The sequence below is a fragment of the Saccharothrix longispora genome (genome assembly GCF_031455225.1).
Taxonomy (GTDB): Bacteria; Actinomycetota; Actinomycetes; order Mycobacteriales; family Pseudonocardiaceae; genus Actinosynnema; species Actinosynnema longispora.
The window spans coordinates 2703140-2721768 of sequence record NZ_JAVDSG010000001.1; the positions used below are offsets into that span (position 1 = coordinate 2703140).

22 protein-coding genes and 1 pseudogene are annotated in these 18629 nt (G+C 74.4%); 17 read left to right on the top strand and 6 right to left on the bottom strand.

The genetic code is table 11. The features are described from left to right. The first annotated feature begins 102 nt into the window (after nucleotides 1–102). From J2S66_RS10895 to J2S66_RS10925, 7 genes are all read left to right on the top strand, one after another. A complete protein-coding gene (locus J2S66_RS10895) occupies nucleotides 103–669 on the top strand; it encodes an Rv2134c family protein (RefSeq protein ID WP_310306807.1) in 567 nt (188 codons plus the stop codon). 7 nt (nucleotides 670–676) lie between these two features. Beyond that, nucleotides 677–1471: an Rv2133c family protein gene (locus J2S66_RS10900; protein WP_310306808.1), complete on the top strand. Its 795-nt coding sequence runs from the start codon at nucleotides 677–679 to the stop codon at nucleotides 1469–1471. A 49-nt stretch (nucleotides 1472–1520) separates the two neighbouring features. Then, entirely contained in the window at nucleotides 1521–1997 is a 477-nt protein-coding gene (locus J2S66_RS10905) for a GNAT family N-acetyltransferase (protein ID WP_310306809.1), read from the top strand. An 87-nt stretch (nucleotides 1998–2084) separates the two neighbouring features. Then, the gene (locus J2S66_RS10910; RefSeq protein ID WP_310306810.1) at nucleotides 2085–2894 is read left to right on the top strand and encodes a DUF3097 domain-containing protein; all 810 of its coding nucleotides are present in this window, start codon (nucleotides 2085–2087) and stop codon (nucleotides 2892–2894) included. 40 nt (nucleotides 2895–2934) lie between these two features. Continuing rightward, complete coding sequence (locus J2S66_RS10915) at nucleotides 2935–3360, top strand: NfeD family protein (protein ID WP_310306811.1); 426 nt, start codon at nucleotides 2935–2937, stop codon at nucleotides 3358–3360. A 69-nt stretch (nucleotides 3361–3429) separates the two neighbouring features. Further along, a complete protein-coding gene (locus tag J2S66_RS10920; protein WP_310314748.1) occupies nucleotides 3430–4596 on the top strand; it encodes an SPFH domain-containing protein in 1167 nt (388 codons plus the stop codon). A gap of 153 nt (nucleotides 4597–4749) precedes the next feature. Further along, nucleotides 4750–5652 (top strand): hypothetical protein, encoded by a 903-nt coding sequence (locus J2S66_RS10925; protein WP_310306812.1) that lies wholly within the window; start codon nucleotides 4750–4752, stop codon nucleotides 5650–5652. A 105-nt stretch (nucleotides 5653–5757) separates the two neighbouring features. Here J2S66_RS10925 and J2S66_RS10930 read toward each other — a convergent pair. Further along, a pseudogene (locus J2S66_RS10930) lies at nucleotides 5758–7056 on the bottom strand (amidase family protein); the annotation flags it as partial. Between the two features lie 98 nt (nucleotides 7057–7154). On the opposite strand from J2S66_RS10930, the gene J2S66_RS10935 reads away from it, so the two are divergent. Both J2S66_RS10935 and J2S66_RS10940 read left to right on the top strand, forming a co-directional pair. After that, nucleotides 7155–7328 (top strand): hypothetical protein, encoded by a 174-nt coding sequence (locus J2S66_RS10935; RefSeq protein ID WP_310306813.1) that lies wholly within the window; start codon nucleotides 7155–7157, stop codon nucleotides 7326–7328. A gap of 35 nt (nucleotides 7329–7363) precedes the next feature. Beyond that, complete coding sequence (locus J2S66_RS10940; protein WP_310306814.1) at nucleotides 7364–8266, top strand: pentapeptide repeat-containing protein; 903 nt, start codon at nucleotides 7364–7366, stop codon at nucleotides 8264–8266. A gap of 29 nt (nucleotides 8267–8295) precedes the next feature. Here the strand turns inward: J2S66_RS10940 and J2S66_RS10945 are convergent, their stop codons facing one another. Continuing rightward, entirely contained in the window at nucleotides 8296–8811 is a 516-nt protein-coding gene (locus J2S66_RS10945) for a CGNR zinc finger domain-containing protein (RefSeq protein WP_310306815.1), read from the bottom strand. 26 nt (nucleotides 8812–8837) lie between these two features. Between J2S66_RS10945 and J2S66_RS10950 the strand changes: the two genes are divergently transcribed. Further along, nucleotides 8838–9029 (top strand): hypothetical protein, encoded by a 192-nt coding sequence (locus J2S66_RS10950; RefSeq protein ID WP_310306816.1) that lies wholly within the window; start codon nucleotides 8838–8840, stop codon nucleotides 9027–9029. Nucleotides 9030–9041: 12 nt separating this feature from the next. Beyond that, complete coding sequence (locus tag J2S66_RS10955) at nucleotides 9042–9761, top strand: TetR/AcrR family transcriptional regulator (RefSeq protein WP_310306817.1); 720 nt, start codon at nucleotides 9042–9044, stop codon at nucleotides 9759–9761. On the opposite strand, the gene J2S66_RS10960 is transcribed toward J2S66_RS10955, so the two are convergent. Continuing rightward, on the bottom strand, nucleotides 9666–10565 hold the full coding sequence (locus J2S66_RS10960; protein WP_310306818.1) for a ferredoxin family protein: 900 nt from the start codon (nucleotides 10563–10565) through the stop codon (nucleotides 9666–9668). The genes J2S66_RS10955 and J2S66_RS10960 overlap by 96 nt on opposite strands. Before the next feature lie 146 nt (nucleotides 10566–10711). On the opposite strand from J2S66_RS10960, the gene J2S66_RS10965 reads away from it, so the two are divergent. Genes J2S66_RS10965 through J2S66_RS10975 form a run of 3 tightly spaced genes read left to right on the top strand, consistent with a single transcriptional unit; the run spans nucleotide 10712 to nucleotide 12802 of the window. Then, a complete protein-coding gene (locus J2S66_RS10965) occupies nucleotides 10712–11395 on the top strand; it encodes an alpha/beta fold hydrolase (protein WP_310306819.1) in 684 nt (227 codons plus the stop codon). Continuing rightward, entirely contained in the window at nucleotides 11383–12096 is a 714-nt protein-coding gene (locus tag J2S66_RS10970) for an SDR family oxidoreductase (protein ID WP_306750509.1), read from the top strand. Before J2S66_RS10965 ends, J2S66_RS10970 begins: the two co-directional genes overlap by 13 nt. 52 nt (nucleotides 12097–12148) lie before the next feature. Next, complete coding sequence (locus J2S66_RS10975) at nucleotides 12149–12802, top strand: class I SAM-dependent methyltransferase (RefSeq protein ID WP_310306820.1); 654 nt, start codon at nucleotides 12149–12151, stop codon at nucleotides 12800–12802. Nucleotides 12803–12817: 15 nt separating this feature from the next. Here J2S66_RS10975 and pip read toward each other — a convergent pair whose 3' ends face one another. After that, nucleotides 12818–13765 (bottom strand): prolyl aminopeptidase, encoded by a 948-nt coding sequence (gene pip / locus J2S66_RS10980; RefSeq protein WP_374726194.1) that lies wholly within the window; start codon nucleotides 13763–13765, stop codon nucleotides 12818–12820. Nucleotides 13766–13817: 52 nt separating this feature from the next. On the opposite strand from pip, the gene J2S66_RS10985 reads away from it, so the two are divergent. Further along, nucleotides 13818–14306, top strand: coding sequence for a MarR family winged helix-turn-helix transcriptional regulator (locus J2S66_RS10985; protein ID WP_310306822.1), 489 nt, complete (start codon nucleotides 13818–13820; stop codon nucleotides 14304–14306). Here J2S66_RS10985 and J2S66_RS10990 read toward each other — a convergent pair. Beyond that, nucleotides 14294–15247, bottom strand: coding sequence for a helix-turn-helix transcriptional regulator (locus J2S66_RS10990; protein WP_310306823.1), 954 nt, complete (start codon nucleotides 15245–15247; stop codon nucleotides 14294–14296). The genes J2S66_RS10985 and J2S66_RS10990 overlap by 13 nt on opposite strands. Before the next feature lie 91 nt (nucleotides 15248–15338). Between J2S66_RS10990 and J2S66_RS10995 the strand changes: the two genes are divergently transcribed. Next, nucleotides 15339–15752, top strand: a complete 414-nt coding sequence (locus J2S66_RS10995) for a VOC family protein (protein WP_310306824.1) — start codon at nucleotides 15339–15341, stop codon at nucleotides 15750–15752. Nucleotides 15753–15808: 56 nt separating this feature from the next. Here the strand turns inward: J2S66_RS10995 and J2S66_RS11000 are convergent, their stop codons facing one another. Then, nucleotides 15809–16927: a hypothetical protein gene (locus tag J2S66_RS11000; protein ID WP_310306825.1), complete on the bottom strand. Its 1119-nt coding sequence runs from the start codon at nucleotides 16925–16927 to the stop codon at nucleotides 15809–15811. A 687-nt stretch (nucleotides 16928–17614) separates the two neighbouring features. On the opposite strand from J2S66_RS11000, the gene J2S66_RS11005 reads away from it, so the two are divergent. Next, nucleotides 17615–18586: a tyrosine-type recombinase/integrase gene (locus tag J2S66_RS11005; protein WP_310306826.1), complete on the top strand. Its 972-nt coding sequence runs from the start codon at nucleotides 17615–17617 to the stop codon at nucleotides 18584–18586. Nucleotides 18587–18629 lie beyond the last annotated feature (43 nt).

The window sequence follows — 18629 nt, forward strand, 5'->3', positions numbered from 1 at the left end:
GGCCGGCCGGCGGTGATCGGCGGGGCCCGCCGGCGCCGGCGGGCCGCGAACACCGGGGCGGGTCTGCCGATCTTGCCCGCGTGGCCTAGGGTCGTCGTTGTCATGGCACGCGTCATCCACGTATTCCGCCAGCCCGACCGGTTCGTCGCCGGCACAGTCGGGCAGCCTGGCGAGCGCACGTTCTACCTGCAGGCCTCCGAGGAGGCCCGGCTGGTCAGCGTGGCGCTGGAGAAGCAACAGGTCGCCGTACTCGCCGAGCGCATCGGCTCGCTGCTGGAGGAGGTGCACCGGCGGTTCGGCGCGGAGGTCCCCGAGGCGGCGCCCGACGACCTCCGGGACACCGAACCCCTGTCGGTGCCGGTCGAGGAGGAGTTCAAGGTCGGCACGATGGGGCTGGGCTGGGACGCCGAGTCCCGCGCGGTCGTCATCGAACTGCTCGCGATCACCGAGGAGGAGGTCGACGAGGCGGTGGTCCTCGACGACACCGAGGAGGGCCCGGACGCGGTCCGGGTGTTCCTGAGCCCCGGTGAGGCGCGGGCGTTCGCCGAGCGCGCCGAGCGGGTGGTGAAGGCGGGCCGCAAGCCGTGCCCGCTGTGCTCGGAGCCGCTGGACCCGGAGGGGCACGTCTGCCCGAGGCAGAACGGCTACCGGCGCTCGGACGAGGGCTGAGCCCGGGGTGCGACCTGGTGACGACGGCGCGCTCGACCTGCTGGAGCACGGGCGCATCGAGGTCGAGGGCCGGTTGGTCGACGCCTCCAACGCGACCCTGTTCTGCGCGATCAGCCTGGACGGCGTGAGCGCGCAGTGCGTCTACAAGCCGGTGCGCGGCGAGCGCCCGTTGTGGGACTTCCCCGACGGCACGCTGGCCGGCCGCGAGGTGGCGACCTACCTGGTGTCGCAGGCGTCGGGCCTGCACCTGGTGCCGCCCACGGTGCTGCGGCCGGGCCCGTTCGGGTCGGGCATGGTGCAACTGTGGGTGGAGACCCGCGAGGACGACGACCTGGTCGACATCGTCGCGGAGGACGAGGTCCGCGCCGGGTGGCGGCCGGTGCTGCGCGCGCACGACCGCTACGGCGAGCCCGCGGTGCTGGTGCACGCCGACCACCCGCGGATGCGGCTGATGGCGGCGTTCGACGCGGTGGTGAACAACGCCGACCGCAAGGGCGGGCACGTGCTGCACGCCACCGACGGCGCGGTGTACGGGGTGGACCACGGCATCTGCCTGCACGTCGAGGACAAGCTGCGCACGGTGCTGTGGGGCTGGCTGGGCGAGCCGCTGCCGGAGGAGGCCGTGGCGGCGCTGCGGCGGCTGCGGGAGTGCCTGGACACCGGTCTGGGCGAGCGGCTGCACGAGCACCTGACGCGCGCGGAGGTGCGCGCGCTGACCGTGCGGCTGGAGAAGCTGCTGGCGGCGGGGGCGTACCCGGAGCCGTCGGACGACTGGCCGGCGATCCCCTGGCCCGCGTTCTGACCGGACCGGCCCTCCTGACAACCGGCCGTGTCGGGTGTTCACTGGCCGTGTGGGCGGCGTCGAACTGCGCGAGGTGACGGCGCAGGACGTGCTGGTGTTCTTCGAGCACCAGCGGGACCCGGTCGCGGCGCGCATGGCGGCGTTCACCGTCGGCGACCCGTCGGACCGGGCGGCGTTCCTGGTGCGGTGGGCGCGCGACCTGGCCGACGACCGGGTGGTGGCGCGCACGGTGCTCTTCGACGGCGAGGTGGTGGGCCACCTGGCGAGGTCCGCGCGGTCCGGCCGGCCCGAGGTGACGTGCTGGATCGATCCGGCGCACTGGGGTCGGGGCCTGGCCACCGCGGCGCTGGCGCTGTACCTGGACCGCGACCCGACGCGTCCGCTCTACGCGCGGGCGGCGGTGGACAACGTGGGGTCGCTGCGGGTGCTGGCCAAGTGCGGGTTCGTGGCGGTCGGCGAGGACGTGTCGTTCGCGGCGGGCCGCGGGCGGGACGTGGAGCGGTTCGTCCTGCGCCTGGACCGCTGACCCCGGAGCGCCGACCCCGGAGCGCCGGGACCCGCGTCCGCGCCGTCGTCCGGTCGGCGGGGTGGGCGGGAGGTAACGTCGCGGGCCGTGCGATCACACGATTACGGCCGGGACGTGCTGTCGGGGCGCAAGCGCAGGGTGGTGCCGGAGGTGGCCGCCGAGGTCGGCCTGGTGGTGGAGGACCCGGCGTCGGGGTTCTGCGGCGCGGTGGTGGGCTTCGAGCACGGGCAGGTGGTGCTGGAGGACCGCGCCGGCCGGCGCCGGTTGTTCCCGCCGCGCCCGGCGGCGTTCCTGCTCGACGGGCGGCCGGTGACGCTGACCCGGCCCGCGCCCGTCGCGCCGGCGGCGCCCGCCCGGTCGGCGTCGGGGTCGGTGAGGGTGGCGGGGCTGAAGGCCCGCACGGCGCGCGACAGCCGCATCTGGGTGGAGGGGCTGCACGACGCGGAGCTGGTGGAGCGGGTGTGGGGGCACGACCTGCGGGTGGAGGGCGTGGTGGTGGAGCCGTTGGACGGGGTGGACGTGCTGGCGGAGCGGATCGCGGAGTTCGGCACCGGTCCGGGCCGGCGGCTGGGGGTGCTGGTGGACCACCTGGTGGCGGGGTCGAAGGAGTCGCGGCTGGTGGCGGGGGTGCGCGACGAGCACGTGCTGGTCACGGGCCACCCCTACGTCGACGTGTGGCAGGCGGTGAAGCCCGCGGCGGTGGGCATCGCGGCGTGGCCCGTGGTGCCGCGCGGGGTGCCGTGGAAGGAGGGCGTGTGCGCGGCGCTGGGCTGGGGCGAGCCGTGGGAGGGGTGGCGGCGGGTGCTGGCCGGGGTGTCGGGTTTCCGCGACCTGGAGACGCCGTTGATCGGCGCGGTGGAGCGGCTGATCGATTTCGTGACCGAGCCGGTGGCGTGAAACCGGGCGGCGGGTCCCCTCCGGGTGCGACAATGGCCGTGTGGCCGCGCTGATCTGGTTGATCCTCGGTGTCGTGCTGGTGGCCGCCGAGATCCTCTCGGGCGACTTCGTGCTGGTGATGCTGGGTCTGGCGGCGTTCGGCGCCGCGGGCTCGGCGGCGTTGGGCGCGGACGTGGTGGTCAGCGCGATCGTGTTCGGCGTGGTGTCGCTGGGCCTGGTGGCGGGTGCGCGACCGGCGATCCGGCGGCGCCTGGAGCTGGGCCAGGGCCACCGGTCGGGCGTGGAGGCCCTGGTGGGCGGCACCGCCGTGGTCGTGTCCACTGTGGACGGCCATGGCGGTAGGGTGCGGATCGGCGGCGAGGTGTGGTCGGCGCGGTCGTTGGACCGCGAGGTGATCGAACCCGGCGTCGAAGTGACTGTTGTCGAGATCTCGGGCGCGACCGCGGTGGTGCTGTCCGGGGCCTGAGCGGAGGCTGGAGACTTGACCACGACGTTGATCGTCATCGCGGTCCTGGTGTTGTTCGTGCTCGTCGTCATGGTGAAGGCGGTCCTGGTGATCCCCCAGGCCACGGCCGCGGTGATCGAGCGGCTGGGCCGCTACCGCACGACCGCGGCGCCGGGCCTGAACATCCTGGTGCCCTTCTTCGACCGGGTGCGGGCGCGCATCGACCTGCGCGAACAGGTGGTGTCCTTCCCGCCGCAGCCGGTGATCACCAAGGACAACCTGACCGTGTCGATCGACACGGTGGTGTACTTCCAGGTCACCGACCCGCGCGCGGCGGTCTACGAGATCTCGAACTACATCGTGGGCGTGGAGCAGTTGGCGACCACGACGCTGCGCAACCTGGTGGGCGGGATGAGCCTGGAGGAGACGCTGACCTCCCGCGACGAGATCAACAACCAGTTGCGCGGGGTGCTCGACGAGGCGACCGGCCGCTGGGGCATCCGGGTGGCGCGGGTGGAGCTCAAGGCGATCGACCCGCCGCCCTCGATCCAGGACTCGATGGAGAAGCAGATGCGCGCCGACCGGGAGAAGCGCGCGATGATCCTCAACGCCGAGGGCCAGCGGGAGGCGTCGATCAAGACCGCGGAGGGCCAGAAGCAGTCGCAGATCCTCTCGGCGGAGGGCGCGAAGCAGGCGTCGATCCTCGCGGCGGAGGCGGAGCGGCAGTCGCGCATCCTGCGGGCGCAGGGCGAGCGGGCGGCCCGCTACCTGCAGGCGCAGGGCCAGGCCAAGGCGATCGAGAAGGTGTTCGCGGCGATCAAGGCGGGCAAGCCGACGCCGGAGGTGCTGGCCTACCAGTACCTGCAGACGCTGCCGCAGATGGCGCAGGGCGACGCGAACAAGGTGTGGCTGGTGCCGTCGGACTACGGCAAGGCGCTGGAGGGCTTCGCGCGCATGCTGGGCGCGCCGGGCGAGGACGGGGTGTTCCGCTACGAGCCGTCGGCCGAGGAGCCGCCGGCGTCGCGCCCGGAGGAGGACGACGCGTCGGTGGCGGAGTGGTTCGACACGGCGCCGGACCCGGCGGTGGCCGAGGCGGTGCGCGCGGCGGAGGCGGTGGCCCGCAAGGAGGTGCCCAGCCCGCTGGCCGAGCCGCCGGTCCCGCCGCTGGGCCGGGGCGCGGACCCCGCGCGGGAGCTGGGCGGACCCGCCGCCCCCGGTGGGGGTGTCGCGGAGCAGGCCGGCCCGCCGTACGCGTGACGGCGGTCCTGACCGTGTAGTGATCTTGACCGCATTGACGGGGGCGTCGGCCGTGTGGCCGGCGCCCCCGCGTCGTGTTTGCGGTGGTGGGCCGGGTGCGGGGCGTGCGGTGGAGCGCACGGCCGGTGACGGCGGGTGCGGTTGGATGGCGCGGTGCACGCCTTGACCGGTCGCGCGGCGACCGCGCTGACCCGCCCGGACCTGCCCTGGGCGGCGCGCTGGCAGGAGTTGGCCGCGGTGGTGGCGGGGCTCTCGGAGCTGGTCCTGGCCGGTCCCGGCGCGCGGGTGGTGGCGCAGGAGTTGGCGGAGCTGCTGGTGGACGCCGTGCCACGGCACCGGCCCCACCGGGCGCGGTTGACGGAGCTGGTGGACCGGGTGGTGGACCTGCACGCGGTGGCGTGCGCGGACGACCCGGCGGCGCCGGAGGAGCTGGCGCGGTGGCTGCTGCACCTGCAGACGGGGTTCGCCGAACCGCCGGAGGTGCGGTTGGCGCCGTACGCGGCGGCGCTGGGCGCGCAGGGGCTGGAACGCTACCGGTCGTGGGCGGTGGAGCGGTTCGAGCGGCTGCCGGTGATCGGGTTCGGGCGGACCGGCCGCTACGACCGGGAGCGGTGGGCGTTGCTGCGGGTGGTGGAGGAGCTGGCCGAGCACACCGGTGACGTGGACCTGCAGGTGCTGGTGCTGACGCGGGACCTGTCGTCGGGCTGGCACTACCTGCGGGTGGCGACGGTGTTGCGCGACGCGGGCCGCTCGGAGGAGGCCGTGCAGTGGGTGGAGCGCGGCGTGGTCGCGACGCGGGGGCGGGGTTCGGCGGGGCCGTTGGTGGACCTGGGCGTGGACGAGTGCCTGCGGGTGGGGTGGGCGGAGCGCGCGGTGGGGTTGCGGCTGCGCGTGCTGCTGGAGCACCCGACGGCGCAGGCGTGGCACCGGCTGCGGGTGCTGGCGGCGGGCACGGTGGGGTGGCCGGGGGTGCGGGAGCGGGCGGTGGCGGCCCTGGCGCGCGACGGCGACCTGCCGGAGTGGGTGTCGGAGCCGGCGCCGGACGCGGGCGGCTGACCGGGGCCCTCGCCCCGACTGGTCGGCAGCGGGCTGGTCAGTAGCCGGGTGGGCGGCCCAGGGGCGGGCGCGTTCGAGTTGTCCGGCGGCGGTGAGGATCGTGGTCTCCGCGTCGGGTGCGGCGACCAGTTGCACGGCGAGCGGCAGGCCGGTGCGGGTGTGCCCGGCGGGGACGGCGGCGGCGGGGTTGCCGGTGATGTTCCACAGCGGCAGGAACGCGGTCATGCGGGCGGCGGCGAGCAGGGCGGCGACGGTGGGGCGGCGGTCCCACTCCCCGACGCGCAGGGGTGGTCGGGTGAGCACCGGGGTGAGCAGCAGGTCGTGGTCCTCGAAGAGGCGGTCGGCGTGGCGGGTGAGGCCGTCCTGCTGGGCGAGTGCGGCGCGCACGGCGGCGCGGGGCAGGGAGCGGCCGAGGGCGGCGACGGCGCGGGTTCGGCGGTCGAGCCGGTCGGGGCGGTCCAGTCGTGCCTCGGCGGCGGCGGCGACGTGCAGGTAGCGGACGGCGAACCCGGTGGAGCCGCTGGTGGCGCGCAGGTCGGGGTCGGTGCGGGTGACGTCGTGGCCGAGGTCGGAGAGCAGGCCCGCGGTGTCGAGGACGGCGTCGCGGACCTCGGGGTCGACGCCGATGGCGGTTCCCCAGGGGCGCAGGGACACGGCGATGCGCAGGGTGCGGGCGTCGGTGACGGCGCGGGTGTGGTCGTGTCCGGGGGCGAGGACGTCGAGCAGCAGGGCGGCGTCGCGGACGTGGCGGGTGACGGGGCCGGCGACGACGAGGCCGTCCCAGGTGTCGTGACCGTGGTCGAGGGTGACGTGGTCGCGGCGGGGTTTGAAACCGAACAGGCCGGTGCAGGCGGCGGGGATGCGCACGGAGCCCGCGCCGTCGGTGCCCACGGCGGCGCCGACGAGCCCGGCGGCGACGGCGGCGGCCGACCCCCCGCTGGACCCGCCGGGCGAGTGGTCGGGCGACCACGGGTTGCGGGTGGCGCCGGCCCAGGTGGACTCGGTGTGCGGCCACAGGCCGAGTTCGGGCATGCGGGTGCGGCCGACGAGGACGGCGCCGGCGGCGCGCAGGCGGGCCACGACGTGGCTGTCGGCGGTCGCGGCGCCCTCGACGGCGGCGGTGCCGCTGGTGGTGGGCAGGCCCGCGACGGCGAGGTCCTCCTTGACGGCGACGGGCACCCCGAGCAGCGGCGCGTGCTCGCCGCGGGACAGGCGGGCGTCGGCGCGGTCGGCGTCGGCGAGGGCGCGCTCGGCGAACACGGTGCGGAAGGCGTTGAGCCGCCGGTCGTGGCGGTCGATGCGGCGCAGGCACTCGGCGACGAGGTCGCGGGCGGTGAGCACGCCGGAGCGCAGCAGTTCCGCTTGGCCGGCGGCGCCGGCGAAGCACGCGTCGGTCGGGTCCATGGTGCGAACACTAGGGCAGGGGCGGCCGGGTGGTCCGGTGACGCGCGCCGGCGCGGCACGGGCGGCACCGCCCGGCGGGGTCGTGGCGGGCCGGGGGGGTGGCGTTCGGCAGTGCGAAGCCGGTCGGCGCGGGAGCGGTCGACGCCGGGGCGGCGGGTGTCGGCGCCGCGGGGGCGGCGGACGTCGTGTCGGGCGTGGTGGCGCGGGTGCGCGGCGGCGCGGGGTCGGCGCTCCGGGTGGGGCGGGTCGCGGCGTCGGTCCGGAGGCGGTGACGGGGCGTGCGCCCCTCGACGCGGGCGGTGGGGGCATGATCGGGGGTATGTCGTCGTGGCTGGTGCCGGTCGCCGTCGTGCTGGTCGTGGTGTGGGTGGGTGTGCGGCACGTGCGGATGGTGCGCGCGGAGGCGCTGTTGGCGGAGCACGCGCGCAGGCGGGTGGGTCCGGAGGCGGTGGCGCCGTCGCCGGTGTCGGTGTGGCGGGAGGCGAACCGGCTGTTCCGCGCGGGCGACGCCGAGGGCCTGCTGCTGCTGGCGGAGATCGGCAGGCAGGTGCCGCGGCGTCGGCAGGACGTGGTGGACACGTGGTTGGCGGCGTTGCGCGGCGGGGTGGCGCGCGGGTTGGACGCGTCGTGGCGGCGCGACGTGCAGCGGGAGCTGGTGGGGCACCTGCGGCCGGGTGAGGACTTCTGGCCGGGGATGGACGTGGTGGCGCCGGGGGCGATCCTGGTGGACTTCGACCTGTCGGGGTGCCGGGTGGGGCGGGTGGACCTGACGGGCGCGGTGTTCGTGGGCGACGCCCGGTTCGCGGCGACGACGGTGACGGGGGACGCGAGCTTCGCGGCGGCGCGGTTCCTGCGGCACGCGGTGTTCACCGACGTGCTGTTCGCGCGGTCGGCGACGTTCGCGCTGGCGGTGTTCGCGGGCAACGTGTCGCTGCGCTCGGCGCAGGTGGCGCGGTCGCTGGTGGTGACGCGGGCGAAGGTGTCGGGCCGGGCGGACTTCTCGGGCGCGGAGGTGACGGGGTCGGCGGACTTCCGGCACGTGCGGTTCGGGGGGCGGGCGTTGTTCGCCGACGTGGTGTTCCAGCAGGACGCGCGGTTCGGGCACGCCTGGTTCCGGGGCCGCACCGACGTGGGGGCGGCGTTGATCGGCGAGGAGGCGGAGTTCGACCACGCCCGGTTCGGGCGGCGCGTGCCCGCCGCCGAGGGCTGAGTGCCCCCCCGGGCGCGCGGCCCGCGGGGTCAGCGTGCGCGGTGCTGGGCGACGTGGACGCGGTTGGCGCAGCGGGTGGTGCAGTAGCGGCGGCGGCCGTTGCGGGAGGTGTCGACGTAGACGGTGGCGCAGCCGGGCCGGGCGCAGCGGCCGAGCCGGTCGGGGTCCTCGCACAGCAGGTGGGCCAGGCCGGCGGCGGTGAAGGCGCGCACCCGGTCGGGGGTGGGCGCGTCCTCGGGGGCGAAGTGCAGGTGCGGCGGGCGGTCGTCGTGGGTGGAGACGTAGGGCCTGGCGGCGGCCTCGGCGAGCAGGGCGTTGACCAGGGCGACCCGGTCGGGGGCGGGGTCGAAGACGGGGGAGAGGCGGGCGGCCCAGCGCAGCAGGTCCCGGGCCTGGTGGGCGTCGAGGGCGCCGACGGGTCGGTAGTCCTGCTCGCGCAGCAGGGCGAGCAGTGCGTCGGCGTCGGCGTGCGGGTCGGCGGCCGCGGTGTTGACGAGGGCCGCGGCGAGTTCGGCCGCCGCCCCGCCGTAAGGGTTGAAGTGCACTGAACCATGACACCACGCTGGTGCGCGTGAACACCGGATGCCCCCGCTGCGGCTGGCCCGCCGCCGATCCCGCCTACCCCGTCTCCTCCCACGCCGCGGCACGCACGGTGGTCGACTACGTGCGCTGCGTGTGCGGGTTGTGGCTGGTCCTGGAGTCGGGACGGGTGGTGGCGGCGGCGGGAGCGGCCGGTCCGGGGGCGGGCGCCGAGGTCGGCTAGGGTCCCGTGCCCATGGGCCGTCGGGACTTGCTGTGCGACTGCGCGATCTCGGTGCTGGCCGCCGAGGGCGGGCGCGGGTTGACGCACCGCGCGGTGGACCGGGCGGCCGGGGTGCCGCAGGGCACGACGAAGAACTACTTCCCCTCCCGCGAGGCGCTGCTGGCGGCGGCCGCGGGGAGGATGGCGGCGCTGCACGCCGAGGCGGTGCGCCGGTTGCGCGAGACGACGCCGGACGACGTCTCCCCGGCGGAGGTGGCCGAGCTGTACCCGGCGCTGCTGCGCCGCGCGGTGGCGGGCGACCCGACGCAGCTGCTGGCGATGGCGGAGCTGTACCTGGAGGCGGTGCGCCGGCCGGGGGTGCGCGAGGCGCTGGGTCGCATGGCGGTGTCCAACGCCGAGGCCTCGGCCGGGCTGCACGCCGCGGCGGGGTTGCCGAGCACGGCGCGCGACGCGGGGCTGCTGGACGCCTACTTCCTGGGTGTGGCGGTGTCGGTGCTGGCGCTGCCGCCGGAGGTGCTGCGGCGGGTGGGCCTGGACGACCCGTACGCGCTGGGCCTGGGCCTGTTCCGGGCGGCGGTGCCGACCCCCGCGCCGGAGCCGACCCGGGGGTCGACGCCGGACGGCTCGCCGGGCGGGTCAGCCGCCGGCGGGGACGAGGGGGCGCACGCCGGTGACCGAGACCGCGGTGGGCGCGGTGGGGGTCGCGCCGCAGCTGACGGGACGGGCGGGTAGTTCACGGGTGGTGACGGCGACGTGCCACGCGCGGCCGTCGTCGTGCCGCACGGTGACCCCGTGCGCCGTCTCCCCGACCACGGCGAGGGTGTCGCGGTGCTCGCCGGTCAGCTCCCGCACCGCCAGGTCGGCGACCTGCCCGGCGGGGCCGTGGGTGGAGCGGCCCCGGCAGCGGTCGGTGACGACGTGCCCGGCGGCGGCGCGGTCGAGCAGCAGGCGGGCGAAGTCGGCGTCGAGGCGGCCGTAGGCGTAGCCGGTGGGCAGCAGCACGCCGGTGGGCGCGAAGCGGTGCCCGCCGGTGTGGGTGCACTCCCACACGGCCTCGCCGCGTTCGGCGGCCAGTTCCCCGGCCAGGGGCCGGCCCAGCAGGGCGCAGCAGGTGTCGCGGCGGCTGTTGGCGCACACCAGCAGCACGGGGTGCGCCGCGGGGGAGCCGAACCCGGTGTCCTCGCCGCGCGCGAGGGCGCCCAGGTCGAGGTCGAGCAGCCCGGCGGGGTCGTCGACGTGCCCGGCGCGCAGGCGGGCCGCGCCGGGGGTGGTGGTGGCGAGGTAGACCCGGCGCGGCGCGCCGGGGGCGTCGGTGTGGCGGCCGGGGCGGCGGATGAGCAGGACGCGCACGCCGGCGTCGGCGGCGCGGCGGGCGAGTTCGGCGCCGAGCGCGGGATCGAGGCGGCTCTGGGTGAGCGCGTCGCGCCCCCAGGGGCCGGGTTGCTCCAGGGCCAGCCACGCCGCGGCGGTGGCGGCGGTGCCCGCCTGGGGGTCGTCGAGGGTCGCGGAGATCGCGGCACAGCGCGGCTCGGTCACGTTATTAGGGTGCCCTTTGTTGGACGTCCGGGTGACACCGGCCCCCGTATTCACCCTTACGAGACCCCGAAGGTGACGCAACGTGACAGTTCGCGGGTGGCGGACACCCCTGCCCCCGCACACCCCCGCACCGCTAGGTTCCCCGCATGGTGATCACACACACCGCCTCGGGCACCGCGTTCACCGTGCTCCCACCGGCGAACCCCACGGGACGGGTCGTGCTGGTGTGGCACCTGCTGGGCGAACCCGGCACCCCCGACACCATGGCCGCGACCCTCCCGCTGCACGGCGTCGACGCCTGGCGCGTCTACCCGGCACTGCCCGTCCCCGACACCGCCATGGCCGCCGACCGCTACGCGGCACTCGTGCGACGCGCGGTCGACGAGGCACCCGACGTGCTGGCCGCCCTGCCCGACTGGGACGGCACCGCCGTGGACGTCGTCGGCGGCTCCGCCGGCGGCCACGTCGCCCTGCTGACCGCCACGCGCACCGCCGTGCCCGTGCGGCGCATCGCCGTGGTCAACCCCGCCGTGACCCTGCACGCCGTCGTCGACGCCTCCCTCGACCAGGGCGCCCTGCACCACCACGAGTGGACCGACGACGCCCTCGCCGCCGCCGAACCCCTCGACGTCCTCGCCCACGCCCCCCGGATCACCGCCCCGCTGCTGCTGGTGCGCGGCGAGCACGAGTACCCGGCGTTCCGCCCCGCGCAGGACGCCCTGGTCGCCGCCGTGCCCGGCGCGCGCCTGGTCGAGATCCCCGACCTCGCGCACATGCTCGTCACCCGCGTCGACGACGTCGACCGGGAGGTGACCCGATGGCTGGCCTGATCGTGGTGACCGGCGGCAGCCGGGGCATCGGCGCCGCCGTCGTGCGCCGCGTCGCAGCCGACGGCCACCGCGTCGTGCTCGGCTACCGCACCGCCGAACAGACCGCCCACGCCCTCGCCGAGGAGGTCGGCGGACTCGCCGTGCGCGCCGAGGTCTCCGACGAGCACGACGTGGACCGGCTCTTCGACACCGCCGCCGGACTCGGCCAGGTCACCGGCGTCGTCGTCAACGCCGGCATCACCAGCCCCGTCGGCCCCCTCGCCGACCTGCGCACCCACGACCTGCGCCGCGTGGTCGAGGTCAACGTGGTCGGCGCACTGCTGTGCGCCCGCCGCGCCGCCCGCGACCTCACCCGCGGCGGCTCCATCGTGTCGCTGTCCTCCGCCGCCGCCACCCTCGGCAGCCCGGGGGAGTACGTGCACTACGCCGCCAGCAAGGCCGCCGTCGACGCCATGACCGTCGGCCTGGCCAAGGAACTCGGACCACGCGGCATCCGCGTCAACGCCGTCGCCGCCGGCACCGTGCGCACCGACATCCACGCGCTGTCCGGCGTCCCCGACCGCCCCGACCGCGTCGCCAAGGCCATCCCGCTGGGCAGGCCGGGGGAGCCCGACGAGATCGCGCACGCCGTGGCGTGGCTGCTCTCCGACGCCGCCTCCTTCACCACCGGGGCGGTCCTGCGGGTCGCCGGAGGCCTGTGAGCACCCGCACCCCACCCCCGACCGGACCCACCCCACCCGCGAAGGGCACACCGTGCACGACGCACACCACCTCGTCGGATCCACCACCACACCGCTCCCCACACCCCTCGTCCCCGAGATCACCCTGCACACCGCCGACGACGTCATCGCCCTCTGGCACACCACCGGCACCCCCGAACCACCCTTCTGGGCCTTCCCCTGGGCAGGCGGGCAAGCCCTCGCCCGCCACGTCCTCGACCACCCCCACCTCGTCGCCCACCGCCGCGTCCTCGACGTCGCCTGCGGCTCCGGCCTCGTCGCCATCGCCGCCGCCCTCACCGGCGCCCACGTCACCGCCAACGACATCGACCCCCTCGCCGCCGCGGCCACCACCCTCAACGCCGCCGCCAACCACGTCACCCTCGACACCACCACCGACGACCTGCTCGACACCCACCCCGACGTCGACGTCGTCCTCGCCGGTGACGTCTTCTACGACCGCGACATGGCCGCCCGCTTCACCGGGTTCCTCCTCGCCGCCCACCACCGCGGCGCCCTCGTCCTCGTCGGCGACCCCCAACGCAGCTTCGCCCCCCGCGACTGGACCCGCCTCGCCACCCACCCCGTCCCCGTGTCGCGCGACCTCGAAGGCGTCGACGTCAGGAACACCAGCATCTGGACCCCCGGCCCCCACCAGCCCCGCCCCCACCACCCCGACCACGCCTGACCCGCACCCCGGGCCTCACCACCGGCGCGCGAACCGGTTCGTCGCCGCCACCACCGCCTCCGCCATCCCCGGGTCCGACGCCGCGTGCGCCGCCCCGCGCACCACCACCAACTCCGCGTCCGGCCACGCCCGCGCCAACTCCCACGCCGTCCACAACGGCCCCTGCATGTCCAACCGCCCGTGCACCAACACCGCCGGGATGCCGCGCAACCGCCCCACCTCCCGCAACACCCGACCGTCCTCCAACCAGCACCGGTGCGCGAAGTAGTGCGCCGTGATCCGCGCGAACGCCGTCAACCACGCCGGGTCGGCGTAACGCGGCCCCGGCCGCCAGTCCGGGTCCAGCGACACGATCGACGACTCCCAGTCCGTCCAGTCCACCACCGCCTTCGCCCGCACCGCCGGGTCCGGGTCGGCGAACAGCGCGTGGTACGCCGCGACCAGGTCCACCGCACCCTCCGGCGCACCCGCCCGGAACCGCGCGTGCTCCTCCGGGAAGAACATCCCCAACCCGTGGTACAGCCAGTCCAACTCCGCGTACCGACCCGTCGTCACCGCCACCAGCACGACCTCCGACACCCGGTGCGGGAACAACTCCGCGTAGTGCAGGCCCAACGTCGACCCCCACGACCCGCCGAACACCATCCACCGCTCCACCCCCCGGTGCTCCCGCAACAACTCGATGTCCGCCACCAGGTGCGCCGTCGTGTTCACCGACAGGTCCGTCGAGAACTCCGCCGCGTGCGGCACGCTGCGCCCGCTCCCGCGCTGGTCGAACAGGACGATCCGGTACGCCCCCGGGTCGAACTGCCGCCGCATGCCGGGGGAGCAGCCCGTACCCGGACCGCCGTGCAACCCCACCACCGGCTTCCCGTCCGGGTTTCCCGACTCCTCCCAGTACACGAGGTTCCCGTCACCCACGTCCAGCATCCCGTGCGCGTACGGCTCGATCTCCGGGAACAACGCCACGACCCACTCCCTCCACCAGAAACAACAGCACTGTTACATTAGGGGAGTGGAGCAACGCCATTTCCTCGGCACCCGCCTGCGACACCTCCTCGACCAACTCGACGGAGACGTCGCCCGCGTCTACACCGACCTCGGCCTACCGGGCTTCCGCCCCCGGTACACACCCGTCATCCGCATCATCGCCACCCACGGACCCCAATCCATCCGCGACCTCGCCACCACCATCGGCGTCACCCACTCCGCCATCAGCCAGACCGTCAACCAGATGCACCGCGACGGCCTCGTCGAACTCCACCCCGGCGACGACGCCCGCCACCGCATCGTCCACCTCACCCACCACGCCCGCACCATCCTCCCCACCCTCGACGCCGAATGGCACGCCACCACCGCCGCCGCCCGGCAACTCGACGCCGAACTCCCACACCCCCTCGGCGACCTCGTCGACGCCGCCCTCAAAGCCCTGGGGGAGCGCCCCATGCGCGACCGCATCCTCGACCACCTCGACCACCCCGCCCCACCACCTCACGAGCCGTAACGCGCCACCAACTCACGCCCCAACCGGCCCAACTCCACCCGCACCGCCACCCCGTCCGACAAGCCGGCGTCCACCTCCACCAACCCACCCCACCCCGCCAACACCTGCGCGACCATCAACGGAGTCGACGCACCCACCCGAACCCGCACCCGACCACCACCCACCGACCCCACCACCACGCAATGCCGCCCGAACTGATCCGCCAACACCCCCGCGAACCGCTCCTCCACCTCCACCACCGCCGAACACACCGACCGACGCACCTCCACCCCCTCCACCACCTCACCCCACACCGACGCCAAGTCGAACCCACCAGGCCGCTCGAACACCCCCTCCACCACCTCCGCCGACACCACCCGATCCACCCGGAACACCCGCCGCCCCACCGCCGTACCCGCCACCAAGTACCAAACCCCGCCCTTGTCCACGAGCCCCCACGGCTCCACCACCCGCTCCGACCCACCCCCACGCCCCGCGTACACCAACCGCACCCGACGCCGCCCCACCACCGCCTCCTCCAACCGCCCCACCACCCCAGGACGCCCCCGAACAACCCCACCCCACGCCGCCCCGTCCACCACCACCGCGTCCACCGCCACCCACGCGTCCTCCCGGAACGGCTCCGGCAACGCCCGCACCAACTTCCGCACCGCACCCCGCACCTGCACCGACATCCCCGCCACCGGCCCCAACAACAAGAACAACGCCCGCGCCTCCGACGAGGTCAACCCACTCAGATCCGTCCGCGCACGCCCCACCAACCGCCAACCCCCACCACGCCCCGGCTGCGGGTACACCGGCACACCCGCCGACGACAACGCCTCCAGATCACGACGCGCCGTCGCCACCGACACCTCCAGCTCCGCCGCCAACTCCGCCGCCGTCACCCGACCCCGCACCTGCATCAACAACAGGGCAGCCACCAACCGGTCCGCACGCATGAGCCCGATTCTCGCCCCCAAAGTGCTCACTCGATGAGCACTTCACCGGCCACGCTCACCACCAGGACACCGGACGACAGGGGAGTAGGACATGCTTCGCGGACTCACCACCACCACCTTCTTCGCAGACGACCTCGACGCCGCCTCGGCCTGGTACAGCGAGTTCTTCGGCCTCCAGCCGTACTTCCGCGTCCCCGGCGGCTACATCGAATGGCGACTGGGGGACTACCAGCACGAATTCGGCATCGTCGCCACCGCCCACGCACCCCACGACGTCCACCGCGGACCCGCCGGCGCCATCACCTACTGGGCCGTCGACGACCTCCAGGCCACCCTCGACCGCCTCACCGCACTTGGCGCCCGCCCGCACCACCCGCCGACCGTCCGGGGCGAGGGCTTCGTCACCGCCGGCGTCGTCGACCCGTTCGGCAACGTCCTGGGCGTGATGGCCAACGCGCACTACTTCGACGTGCTCACCGCCCGCACGACCACCACGACAGCCTGACGAGTGCGGCGTTCGGCGACCACGACCAACGCCGAACGCCGCACCGCGACAACCGCCTACCCGCCCGTCCCCGCACGACCGAACCGCTCCGGCTCGTCATGCGGAACAAGGCTGTGCGCGCTGATCAGCGGCACCACTGCCCGCCACAACAACTCACCGGCAGGGGAGGGACGACGTCCGACGTGCCTACGCGCGACCTCCCGCCCGGCGCCCGCGACCAGGTCGGCGAGTTGAATCGACGGATGATCCTGCGACCCGCCCCTCAGCACCGCCTGCACCCCACGACTCTCCGGCGTGCGCACAACACCACCCAGCGGGCCAGGCCTCACCGACGTCGCGACACGAATCCGGTCGAGCCGCTCGTCGGTGTAGACCCGCTGCTCATCGACCAGGACACTCACGCGCCCGAGCGCCTCGCACCAATCGCTCGCACACACGTTCAACGAGGGGATCAGCGGCTCCAACACGGGGAGACCATCCTCGTGCCCGAGCAGCCGCACGAGGTCCACCGCCTCTGACCGGGTCCTCCGCAACTCGCCCAGGATGTCCGCGACCTTCCGCCGCCGAGCCCGTGCCCAAGCATCGTCGATCTCGCCGACCAGCACATCCGGGGTCACCAGAACACCACCCCGATTGCGTCCCGACGCGAAGTCCACCATCGTGGCGATCAGTCGTTCGAACCGCTCCTGACCAAGCGCTCGAGGGCCATCGTCGAACAATGTCCGCGCGAGGCTTCGAGCGGCACCACCCGCGTGCAGATCACCGCCGAACCTGCGCACCCGTTCTTCGAGCAGCAGGTCGATCATCTTCGACACCACGAAGTAGTGCTTGTCCACCAGGTACGCGCTCGCCCGCCCTCGGACGCCGAGGAGGAAAGCCGCCAACGCCTCCAGTCGACCGGTGTTCCTCGACCCCGCGAACTGGCCGAATTTCAACTCCGGCGGCTGCGAGAGGCCGGCATCGCGCCGCAACGCCTCGACGAGCGGAGCAGCGGCCGCGTCGTCGAACGCGACCGATCCGAGCACCAGGTAGCGGTCGCCACGCCCGTACAGCTGCTCGCCGTCCCACCCCGACTCGTCAACCGCCACCCAGCGCCCCGAGACGTCGTCGTCACTCGTCGCCTCTGCGCGGGTGTGGCGGACGTAGGCAGAACCACGAAGGCCTGAACCCGGCATGGAGGAAGCCTAACCAGCCCCAGGGGATGGCCGCACACCACTTACTTAACATAATGTAGATTATCGGCGCTGCGGAACGCCTGGTGAGGGGACCCCGACGAGGACCGTCCACACAGGCCGAACGCACACCCCTCGGCGCGCACCGCACGGCGACACCGGCACCCGCCGACGCCGCGCGGTGCGCGTCGCATGCGCGCCCGCAGCGCACGCTGGCACGGACGGGACAGGCAGGCCACCCGCCGGGGCGGACCGGCCGCCGGGAGGCTCCGGACGAGCCGCTCGGCGGTGGCGTCCCGACCTCGGGAACACCACCCGTGAAACGTCACAGTGACGGATCAACGCCGGCGTGTGCGGCCGTCGGTTATCGGCGGACGTCGACGCGCCCACAGGCACCGGCCGGCCGACGTCGATCATGTGCCCGGACCACCCCGAGCCTCCAGTCGTCGTCCCGTCCTCGTGCCGGCACGAGGACGGCTGGAGCGCGACGGTGCGCGCACGGCGTGGCGAACACGCACGGCGGAGGGCTCCCGGCGGCCGGTGACGGCCGCCGGGAGGGGCATTCCCCCGATCGGGGTCCATCCCCTTCCGGACCCATAAATGATGGATAATGGCGATTATCCATCAAACGTGGAGGTTGTGCCGTGACGATCGCCGGTTTTGTCGGTGCGGTGCGGTAGGAAGATCGACATGCGCGTTCTCGCCGCTCAGGAGCAGTTCTTCCTCGCCCGCAGGCCGCGGAAGGACTCGCCGCACACCACGGCCGCCTACCGCCGCGACCTGGCGGGGATCACGGCGTTGTTGGGCGAGGTGCTGTCCACTCCCCCGGACGAGCTGGTGATCGAGGACCTGTCGTCGGGGAACCTGCGCGAGGCGTTCGGCGTGTTCGCGGATTCGCACGCGAAGTCGTCGGTGTTGCGGGCGTGGTCGACGTGGAACCAGTTCCTGACGTTCTGCGTGGCGGAGGACCTGGTGCCGGGGAATCCGATGGGTGCGGTGGCGCGGCCGAAGACGCCGCCGTTGGTGCCGAAGCCGTTGCGGGGTGAGGACACGCCGGAGCGGTTGTTGGCGGCGGTGGCGGAGGGGGCGCGGCAGGGGCGTGATCCGTGGCCGGAGCGGGATGTGCTGGTGTTGGCGTTGGGGTTGGTGGCGGGTTTGCGGTCGGCGGAGATGCGGACGTTGACGTTGGCGTCGGTGGTGGGGCGGCCGGGTGAGCGGCGGTTGCACGTGGCGGGTAAGGGGAATCGGGATCGGTCGGTGCCGATCGAGCCGGCGATGGATCGGGTGATCGAGGAGTATTTGGCGTCGTGTCGTCGGCGTTTTCCGCAGGGGCGGTTCGACCGGGGGGCGGCGTTGGTGCGGGACCGGCATGGGGAGCCGATCGGGCGGGGTGGGTTGGAGTACTTGGTGCGGTCGTGCTTCCGGTGGGCGGGGTTGCACGATCGGGTGCCGTCGGGGGCGAATCTGCACGCGTTGCGGCATACGTTCGCGACGCGGTTGGCGGAGGATGGTGCGTCGGCGTCGGAGATCATGGCGTTGTTGGGGCATGCGTCGTTGGCGACGTCGCAGAACTACATCGAGGCGACGGCGCGGGAGCGGCGTGCGGCGGTGGCGGGTAATCGGACGTATGTGTCGTTGGGGCGGTTGCCTCGGCGGGATTAGGTGTCCTCTCCCCTGTTCTGCTTCCCGGGTGGTGGTGGGTGGT